The sequence below is a fragment of the Chryseobacterium rhizosphaerae genome (genome assembly GCF_003385455.1).
Taxonomy (GTDB): Bacteria; Bacteroidota; Bacteroidia; order Flavobacteriales; family Weeksellaceae; genus Chryseobacterium; species Chryseobacterium rhizosphaerae.
This window is the reverse complement of sequence record NZ_QNUF01000009.1, coordinates 169,433-179,146: the sequence shown is the minus strand read 5'-3', so window position 1 is coordinate 179,146 and position 9,714 is coordinate 169,433. Positions and strand designations below refer to the sequence as shown.

9 protein-coding genes and 1 pseudogene are annotated in these 9,714 nt (G+C 37.6%); 8 read left to right on the top strand and 2 right to left on the bottom strand.

Translation table 11 applies throughout. The features are described from left to right. A pseudogene (locus tag DRF57_RS10415) lies at positions 1-470 on the bottom strand (prolyl-tRNA synthetase); the annotation flags it as partial. 144 nt (positions 471-614) lie between these two features. On the opposite strand from DRF57_RS10415, the gene proS reads away from it, so the two are divergent. From proS to dnaJ, 5 genes are all read left to right on the top strand, one after another. Further along, positions 615-2,090 (top strand): proline--tRNA ligase, encoded by a 1,476-nt coding sequence (gene proS, locus DRF57_RS10410; RefSeq protein ID WP_047494246.1) that lies wholly within the window; start codon positions 615-617, stop codon positions 2,088-2,090. Positions 2,091-2,209: 119 nt separating this feature from the next. Continuing rightward, positions 2,210-3,541, top strand: coding sequence for an OmpA family protein (locus DRF57_RS10405; RefSeq protein WP_047494249.1), 1,332 nt, complete (start codon positions 2,210-2,212; stop codon positions 3,539-3,541). 113 nt (positions 3,542-3,654) lie between these two features. Further along, on the top strand, positions 3,655-4,989 hold the full coding sequence (locus DRF57_RS10400; RefSeq protein WP_047494252.1) for an Nramp family divalent metal transporter: 1,335 nt from the start codon (positions 3,655-3,657) through the stop codon (positions 4,987-4,989). 198 nt (positions 4,990-5,187) lie between these two features. Next, on the top strand, positions 5,188-5,724 hold the full coding sequence (locus tag DRF57_RS10395) for a nucleotide exchange factor GrpE (protein ID WP_047494254.1): 537 nt from the start codon (positions 5,188-5,190) through the stop codon (positions 5,722-5,724). Positions 5,725-5,835: 111 nt separating this feature from the next. Further along, on the top strand, positions 5,836-6,954 hold the full coding sequence (gene dnaJ / locus DRF57_RS10390; protein ID WP_084086124.1) for a molecular chaperone DnaJ: 1,119 nt from the start codon (positions 5,836-5,838) through the stop codon (positions 6,952-6,954). A gap of 120 nt (positions 6,955-7,074) precedes the next feature. On the opposite strand, the gene DRF57_RS10385 is transcribed toward dnaJ, so the two are convergent. Beyond that, positions 7,075-7,956, bottom strand: a complete 882-nt coding sequence (locus DRF57_RS10385; protein WP_047494258.1) for a DUF808 domain-containing protein — start codon at positions 7,954-7,956, stop codon at positions 7,075-7,077. A gap of 157 nt (positions 7,957-8,113) precedes the next feature. Here DRF57_RS10385 and DRF57_RS10380 point away from each other — a divergent pair, with 157 nt between their 5' ends. From DRF57_RS10380 to DRF57_RS10370, 3 genes are all read left to right on the top strand, one after another. Then, positions 8,114-8,611, top strand: coding sequence for a tetratricopeptide repeat protein (locus tag DRF57_RS10380; protein WP_047494261.1), 498 nt, complete (start codon positions 8,114-8,116; stop codon positions 8,609-8,611). Beyond that, positions 8,608-9,201, top strand: a complete 594-nt coding sequence (locus DRF57_RS10375) for a Crp/Fnr family transcriptional regulator (protein ID WP_115918376.1) — start codon at positions 8,608-8,610, stop codon at positions 9,199-9,201. The genes DRF57_RS10380 and DRF57_RS10375 overlap by 4 nt, the downstream gene beginning before the upstream one ends. Before the next feature lie 62 nt (positions 9,202-9,263). Continuing rightward, positions 9,264-9,692: an SRPBCC domain-containing protein gene (locus tag DRF57_RS10370; RefSeq protein ID WP_115918374.1), complete on the top strand. Its 429-nt coding sequence runs from the start codon at positions 9,264-9,266 to the stop codon at positions 9,690-9,692. The last annotated feature ends 22 nt before the right edge of the window (positions 9,693-9,714 follow it).

The window sequence follows — 9,714 nt, the reverse complement described above, 5'->3', positions numbered from 1 at the left end:
CCCCAGGACAATCCCATATTCCAACCCCAGCCACGGTTCCAGCCCCAATATGGGCTATAGCCACCGTACCAGCCCCAAGGAGATCCATATCCCCATGAGTTGTCATAATAGTTGGTTTGAGAGCCTGCATACATTCCCCAATCGGAATCTGTTGCATTGGTATTCCAGCTTGGATTCGTACCGCTCCATTCGTTATATTTATTTTGTTGGTCTCTTGAATTCTCCTGTGCATTCTGAATCACGTTAGAATCCTGATAGTAGTCATAATATTCGCCTACTCTGTTTCCGCTACCATTAATGATCACTCCTTCCGGCAGCGTATCCTTGTTAGGGTCATAATAAACCCCGTCTGTCTCGCTATACCCTCCCATCTGAGCACCACAAGACATAAGCAATAATCCGCCTGAAACGGCTAAAATCCCTTTAGATTTAAGCAGGCCAAGCAAATTTTTATGTATATTTCTTTTCATGATAACGTAAAAATTTTTAAATTAAATTATATTTGCAATCTGTACCAAAAATGTACCAAAAGACTGGTAAATAAATCTATCAAAAATAGATTTTTATTTTTAGATAACAATAATGTACAAAAGTTAAAAAAATTTTAAAAAATAATGGCAAAATTAACCTCAAGAAGCGAAGATTACAGCAAATGGTATAATGAGTTGGTTGTAAAAGCTGATTTAGCTGAAAATTCAGGAGTGCGTGGATGTATGGTGATCAAACCATATGGCTATGCAATCTGGGAAAAAATGCGTGATGAAATGGATAAAAGATTCAAAGAAACAGGTCACGTTAATGCATATTTCCCGCTTTTTGTGCCCAAAAGCTTGTTTGAGGCAGAGGAAAAGAATGCGGAAGGTTTTGCAAAAGAATGTGCCGTAGTTACCCATTACAGATTAAAAACAGATCCAAATAATCCGCACAAACTGATTGTAGATCCTGATGCTAAGCTTGAAGAAGAGCTTATTGTACGTCCTACTTCTGAAGCGATTATCTGGAATACCTATAAAAACTGGATTCAATCTTACAGAGATTTACCGATATTGATCAACCAGTGGGCGAATGTTGTACGTTGGGAAATGAGAACCCGTTTATTCCTTAGAACTGCAGAGTTTTTATGGCAGGAAGGACATACGGCTCATGCTACCAAAGATGAAGCTGTAGAAGAAGCTGAAAAAATGAACGATGTATATGCAGACTTCGCAGAGAAATTCATGGCTATGCCGGTTGTAAGAGGTTTAAAAACACCATCTGAAAGATTTGCAGGAGCAGATGAAACCTATTGTATTGAAGCATTAATGCAGGATGGGAAAGCTCTTCAGGCAGGAACCTCTCACTTCCTGGGTCAGAATTTCGCAAAAGCATTTGATGTAAAATTCACCAACAAAGAAGGAAAAATAGAACATGCATGGGCTACTTCATGGGGAACTTCAACCCGTTTAATGGGAGCGTTGATCATGACTCACTCTGATGATTTCGGATTGGTATTGCCTCCAACTCTGGCCCCTATCCAGGTGGTTATTGTGCCTATTTTCAAAGGAGACGAACAGCTGAACCAGATTAGTGAAGTGGCTTTAGATATCCAGGCTAAACTAAAAGCCAAAGGTATTTCTGTGAAATTTGACAATGACACTCAGAATAAACCGGGCTGGAAATTTGCAGAATACGAATTGAAAGGTGTCCCTGTAAGAATAGCAATAGGACCAAAAGATCTTGAAAACAAGTCTGTAGAAATCGCAAGAAGAGACAATCTTACTAAGCAGTCACACTCTATTGAAGGGTTAGATTCTTATATCGAAGAATTATTAAAGACTATACAGGAAGATCTTTATACGAAAGCTTTAAACTTCAGAAAAGAAAATATCACTCAAGTAGATACTTATGAAGAGTTTAAAAAAGTTTTAGAAGAAAAAGGAGGTTTCATTTATGCACATTGGGACGGTACTGCAGAAGAAGAAGAGCAGATCAAGGACGAAACTAAAGCTACCATCAGATGTATTCCTTTGGATGATGATGTGGAAGAAGGGGTTTCTATGATCTCAGGAAAACCTTCTAAGAGACGTGTATTATTCGCAAAAGCTTATTAAAAATTTTAATAATTTCAAAAAAAATCATTAATTTCTAAAGAAATATTCAAAAAAAAGTGACTTTTGGACGGATTTTTGTTTAAATTTATCACAACATTAATCCAAAAAAATTTATTATTATGTCTTTAAATGTCATTGATTTAATTAAAGGACAATTAGGTCCCGCTTTGGTTTCGCAGGCTGCATCGCAGTTTGGAGAAAGTGAATCCGGTATTTCTAAAGCAATTGGTGGTTTATTGCCTGCCGTAGTAGGCGGATTAGCCAATAATGCAGACAATCCTGGTGTATTGGATGCAATAACGAAGGCCTCTTCAAGCGGCATATTAGGAAATTTATTGGGTGGATCATCCAGTAATCCTATTATTACCAGCTTATTATCTTCTCTTTTTGGAGATAAGGTGGGTGGACTTGTAAATTCCATTGCCAGTTTTTCAGGAGTCAGCAATAATACTGCAGGTTCCCTATTAAATCTGGTAACAGGAGCTACTGTAGGTACTGTTGGGAAATATGCAACAGATAATAACCTTGGAGCTTCAGGGATTTCCGGTTTATTGAATGATCAGAAAGGCATTATCTCTTCTTTACTGCCAGCAGGTCTTTCTTTAGCTTCTTTTGGTTTAGGTGCTGAAAATTGGTTTGGCCAGGCTAAAGAAACCGTTTCATCAGTAACTTCTACTGCTAAGGACAACATCGCCGAAGGTGTTGCTACAGCCAGAGAAAGTGTTTCTGAAGGAGCAAGAGAGGTAAGAGAGCAATTTAACAATAATAACAATAACAATGAAGGCGGTGGCTCAATCTGGAAATGGTTGCTTCCGCTTTTATTATTAATTGCAGCCGGATATTTCTTATGGAAACAGTGCGAGAAAAAACAGACGACAACGACCACTACAGCTGCGTCTGATTCAACAGCAACTGGTACTACTGTGGATACAGCAGCTACGACTGGAACTGCAACCCCTGCTCCGGCTACTGTTAAAACAGATGAAAACATTGACCTGAACGGAGTAATGCTAAAAGGTTACAAAGGAGGTCTTGAAGATCAGATGATTTCATTCCTGAAATCTGGCGGTTATAAAAATGCAGCGGATGATGCTGCATTGAAAGATAAGTGGTATGACTTTGACCATGTTAATTTTAAAATGGGAAGTTCTACAAACTTAGAAGCAGGTTCACAAGGACAATTAGATAACCTTGTTGCTATTTTAAAAGCTTTCCCGGATGCTAAAGTTAAAATCGGGGGATATACTGATAAAACAGGAAACGAAGCTTCTAATGTAAAACTATCTCAGGCAAGAGCTGACTATATCAAAGCTGCTTTGGCTAAAGCAGGAGTTGGAGCACAAGTACTTGGAGCAGAAGGTTACGGAAGTAAATTTGCTACAGTAGATGCTAAAGCTTCTGATGCTGAGAGAGCTGCTGACAGAAAAATGTCTGTAAGATTTGCAAAATAATCTTTAGACTCAATACAAATTTAATCCCGGAAAGCAATTTCCGGGATTTTTTTGTCCTTTGATTTCCTCATTTATATTTATTTAATTAAATTTGTTAGTCATTTCTAACATTTATGAATTTCAACTTAAAAAACGCCTGGCGTAAAGATAAAACCCTACACTCATTACCAGAGGTTTATTCCTCTATTAAGATTCCTAAAAATGCATCGTTCTGGAGAAAATATCTGGCTTTTGCAGGCCCGGGTCTTATGATTGCTGTGGGATATATGGATCCCGGAAACTGGGCTACAGATATTGCCGGAGGTGCTCAATTTGGATACACCTTACTTTCCGTCATCCTTATTTCCAATATTTTTGCCATGGTGTTACAGCATTTATCCGTAAAACTGGGAGTTGTAGCAGAAAGGGATCTTGCACAGGCCTGCAGAGACCATTTCAATCCTACGACCAACTTTATACTCTGGATCTTTTGTGAAATAGCCATTGCGGCCTGTGACCTCGCCGAGGTGATAGGTTCTGCTATTGCCTTAAATCTTTTATTTCATATTCCTTTGACCTGGGGGATTGTTATTACGACGGTTGATGTTTTGATTATTCTTTTGCTTCAGGCAAAAGGATTCCGCTGGATAGAAAGCATTGTAGGCGGGCTTATATTTATCATCCTGTCCTGTTTTGTTTATGAAATCGTTATATCCAAACCTGCTTTTAATGAGATCCTTGGCGGCCTGGTACCGCAGAAAGAAATTATCCAAAATCCGGCAATGCTCTATATTGCTATCGGAATTTTGGGAGCTACCGTTATGCCTCACAATTTATACCTCCACAGCAGTATTGTGCAGACCAGGGATTACACCCGGGATAGAGAAGGGAAAAAAGAAGCGATAAAATTTGCCACTTTAGACAGTACAGTATCCCTTATGCTTGCTTTTTTCATCAATGCTGCTATCCTTATTCTTGCAGCTGCAACATTCCATACTACAGGGAACGAACATATTGCTGATATCCATGATGCCTATAAAATGCTGACCCCTATTTTAGGAGCTTCCATGGCAAGTATCGCCTTTGCTATTGCCCTGCTTGCTTCAGGACAGAATTCAACCCTTACCGGAACCCTGGCGGGCCAGATTGTAATGGAAGGTTTTTTAAATATCAGATTAAAACCATGGCTAAGAAGGCTTATCACAAGACTTATTGCTGTTATCCCGGCCTTAATTGTCGCTATTCTTTACGGGGAACAGGGAACAACAGATTTGTTGGTACTAAGCCAGGTTATCCTTTCTATGCAGCTTAGTTTTGCAGTAGTCCCTTTGGTAATGTTTACCAATGATAAAGCTAAGATGGGTGAATTTGTCAACAAACCTTTTCTTAAAGTATGTGTGTGGATCATCTCTATCATTATCATTATTCTAAACCTTTATTTACTGTATCAGACGTTTGCTGGAGAATAGAAACGTGAATAATGAACGAACACAATAATTTCAAATAGGCTGTTGAACCATCACATTAAGGATTGTCAACAGCCTATTTTGCTTCACAACGTCCCTCTTTTTTCATCAGCAACAATGCTTTTCTTTTTCTGCCTTAATGTCCTGATTTTTTGATTTGGCAGAATCTTTGTCAAACAATCTGTAAATAAATATTGAATTATGGAAAACCAGGATATTAACGAAGAAAGCATCAATAATCAAGGAGAAAACAATATTCAGAACGAAGCCGTATCTGAGGACAATGTGACAGCTACTCCTTCTGCTGAGGAACTTTTGGCAGAAGAGAAGGACCGTTACATCAGATTGTATGCTGAGTTTGAAAACTATAAAAAAAGAACATCTAAAGAGAAGATGGAATTCTTCCAATATGCCAATCAGGATATGATGGTATCTATGCTAGGAGTATTAGATGATTTTGAAAGAGCATTAAAAGAAATTGCTAAAAACGGAAACCCATCTGATTTACAAGGCGTTGAACTTATCTATCAGAAATTCAAAAACAGACTTGTGGAAAAAGGGTTAAAAGCAATCGAGGTAAAAGCCGGAGACAGCTTCAATGTAGACTTCCATGAAGCTATTACTCAAATCCCTGCTCCATCAGAAGATTTAAAAGGGAAAATTGTAGACGTTATTGAAACAGGATATACTTTAAGTGATAAAGTAATTCGTTTTGCAAAAGTAGTAACAGGAAACTAATAGTATAAACGGTAAATGATGAGTGGTAATTGATAGGTAGCTATACTTTTATTACTAAATTTTAAATATCTTTTATCATTTATCAATCATCAATTATAGATATAGAAAGTCATGTCAAAAAGAGATTACTACGAGGTTCTGGAGATCAGCAAATCTTCATCAGCCGACGAAATAAAGAAAGCATACCGAAAAATGGCCATCAAATTTCACCCGGATAAAAATCCAGGAGATAAAGAGGCTGAGGAAAAATTTAAAGAAGCTGCTGAAGCCTATGAGGTGTTAAGCGACGACCAGAAACGTGCCAGATATGACCAGTTCGGTCATGCCGGAGTAGGTGGAAATGGTGGTTTCGGAGGCGGAGGCTTCGGAGGCGGAATGAATATGGAGGATATTTTCAGCCAGTTTGGAGATATTTTCGGAGGTGGTTTCGGAGGTTTCGGCGGTGGTGGCGGAGGACGCCAGCAGGTGAAAGGTTCTAATTTAAGAATCAGAATCAAGCTGAACCTTGAAGAAATGGTGAACGGTACCCAAAAAACCATTAAAGTTAAAAAAATGAAAGTAGCAGAAGGTGCTACTTCAAAAACATGTCCTACCTGTAACGGTTCCGGTGTTCAGGTTAAAATAATGAACACGATGTTCGGTCAGATGCAGACACAGGCTACCTGTGGTACCTGCCAGGGAATCGGGAAAGTTGCAGATAAAATTCCTGCAGGCGCTAATGCACAGGGGCTTATCAAAGATGAAGAAGAAATCACTATTAATATTCCGGCCGGTGCCAGAGATGGTATCCAGCTTAATGTAAGAGGGAAAGGAAATGATGCTCCATTTGGAGGAATTCCGGGAGACTTACTGGTTATTGTAGAGGAAGAAGTAGATGCAACGATCAAGAGAGAAGGTGACAACCTTCACCAGGAACTGTATGTATCATTTGCAGAAGCTGCACTGGGAACCAAGAGAGAGATTCCTACTGTAGGAGGCAAAGTGAAGATTACCGTAGATCCGGGAACACAGTCCGGAAAGATCTTAAGACTGGCAGGAAAAGGTCTTCCAAGCATCGACAGCTATGGAAAAGGTGATATGTTTATTCACATCAATGTTTGGACACCACAGAAGCTGACCAAGGAACAGAAAGATTTCTTTGAGAAGCAGATGTCCAGCGGAGAAATGGTTGCAGAACCATCCGGTAAGGAAAAAACTTTTTTTGATAAAGTGAAAGATTTATTCAATTAATATAGAGAGGCCTTAGGGTCTCTTTTTTTCACTACACCCTAACGGAGCTGATCAAGTCAATATAAAAAATAAAATCCTGTACTATTTCAGTACAGGATTTTTATAATATCTTAATTGGTTTTATTTTTTAGTAGCTAAAGAATATATTCCTTTACCTATAGTGAATAGGGCTACAGCACCCAATCCTCCTACAATTCCAAAAGTAAATTCTTTAAGCATAGCTGGCCATGTTGGTAATAATTCATGCAAATAATGGATATTATGAGCAAAAATCCCTCCTGAAACCAGAATCAAAGCGATTGTTCCTACTACTCCCAAAACTTTAATAATAATAGGCAACGCTTTTACCAATAAGTGTCCAAGCTTGGAAAAGAATCCCTTATCATGGCTTTTTTTGATCAGCTTAAACCCAGCGTCATCCATTCTTACAATAAGAGCAACAATTCCATATACTCCTACAGTGGCTATAAATGACACAAAAGTTACTGTTAAGATTTGGGTAATCAACGGGTGGTTTTCCTGAATAACAGTACCTAATGCAATAATGACAATCTCAATAGAAAGAATAAAGTCTGTTCGGATAGCTGAATTTATTTTTGCTTTTTCAGATACTTCAGAATTGTCTTCCTCTTTGCTTTCTTCCACTACTTCATGTCCTTTTTTAGAACGGTGAAACAGGAATTCAATAATTTTTTCTACCCCTTCAAAAGCCAGATACAGACCTCCCAGAATAAGAATCATCTCAATAGCAGGCTTATACAGCCAGTTGAGCAAAAAGGCAATGGGAAGAATAATCAGTTTATTAATAAATGAACCTTTGGTAATAGCCCATAAAACCGGAAGCTCCCTCGAAGAAAGAAAGCCTGTAGCTTTTTCAGCATTTACAGCCAGGTCATCTCCTAAAATACCTGCAGTTTTCTGTGTAGCTATTTTACTGGTAACTGCTACATCATCCATCAATGCTGCAATATCATCTAAAATTGCAAAAAAGCCTGAAGCCATATTTTAATATTTTTTTAATATTTGTTAAGTCCTGCAAAAATAATTATTTAATTCCGTTTCCTTATTCATAATAGGACAATAATTTTAAGAATAAACAAAATCATAAAGGCGTGCATCTTTTTCAACATTTTATATCTTTGTTTAAATTGTTATAAAAATGAATGACCAAGCCAACTGGGAAACCCAATTACAGTCTATCTGGCTGAAATTTGGAAAAATAAGCAATGAAGAATTCATTCAACAGATCAAAGATCATACAGTATTATTTTCAGGTTCACAGGCTATCCCCCATTTTGAAATGGCGTGTGCTTTTGACTCCACGGGACATGAAAAGGAAGCTGAACCATTATACCGATCTGCATTAAATCTCGGATTATCAGGTTTACGAAGAAGAAGAGCAAGAATTCAGTTGGCAAGTACATTAAGAAATAATGGAAAAATAGAGGAAAGCATCCATATTTTAAGAGAAGAAAAAGCAAATTATTCTGATGAATTGAATGATGCCATCGATTCTTTTTTAGCCCTTTCCCTCTATTCTGCAGGCGAAAACAAAGAAGCATTATCTTTAGCCTTAAAAGCATTATCCCAACATCTCCCCAGATACAATAGTTCTCTGTACCGATATGCTGAAAACTTAGAATCCCCTCAACCATGAGCAACATAAATATTGATCTTGAACATAGCCTTACTTCATATTTTACTAATATTGATGCTGATGATTTAAAAACAATCGTGTCTTTTTTCAAACCGGAAGTTCTTAAAAAGAATGATTTTTTCCTGAAGGCAGGGAAGAAAAGCACAAAATTAAGTTTTATCAGGTCGGGATTTTTAAGGATCTTTTGTGAAACTGAAAAAAAAGAGATCACACAATGGATTTCCACTCAGGGATATTTTGTAACGGATCTTTCCAGTTTTATGTCTGATATTCCTGCAAGATGGACTATTCAAGCTCTTACGGATACAGAATTATACACCATTGATAAAACTGACTACGAAAAACTACAGAGCCGGGTTCCTCAATGGCATATCTTGGAAAAAGCCTTCATTATTCACTGTTTCACTACTATTGAAACAAGAGTTTACGGTCATTTATCAATGACGGCTGAAGAAAGATACTTATGTTTTTTCAATGAAAACCCTCAATTATTCAATCAAATTCCTTTGCAGTATATCGCCTCAATGCTTGGGATGACCTCTGAGACTTTCAGCAGGATAAGAAATAAAATTGCTACAGGAAATCTTTGATTTTTGTCAAGTGGATTTTTAGTATTCTCACCGAACTTTGCCTACATAAAAATCATTTTATCATGTCAAAGAAAATAGAAACAGAAATTACCATTCATGCCAGCCCTGAAAAAATATGGAAAATATTAACCAATTTTCAGGACTATCCAACCTGGAATCCCTTTATTACCAGTATCCAGGGATCTGTAGAAGAAGGCAATCAAATACAGGTTACCATTGAACCAAAGGGAGGAAAAGGAATGGTTTTCAAACCTGTCGTTTTATCCAAAAAAGAAAATAAAGAATTAAAATGGTTAGGAAAACTGTTGTTCAAGGGAGTATTTGACGGTGAACATCATTTTGAACTGATTGATCATAAAAACGGCACCACCCGGTTGATCCAATCAGAACAATTTTCGGGTTTACTTGTTCCGTTTTTTAATTTTGACAATACAGCCGCCGGCTTCAATATGATGAATCAAAAATTAAAAGAATTAGCTGAAAAAAGCTGAAAGGGAATTATTCAGAACGGTC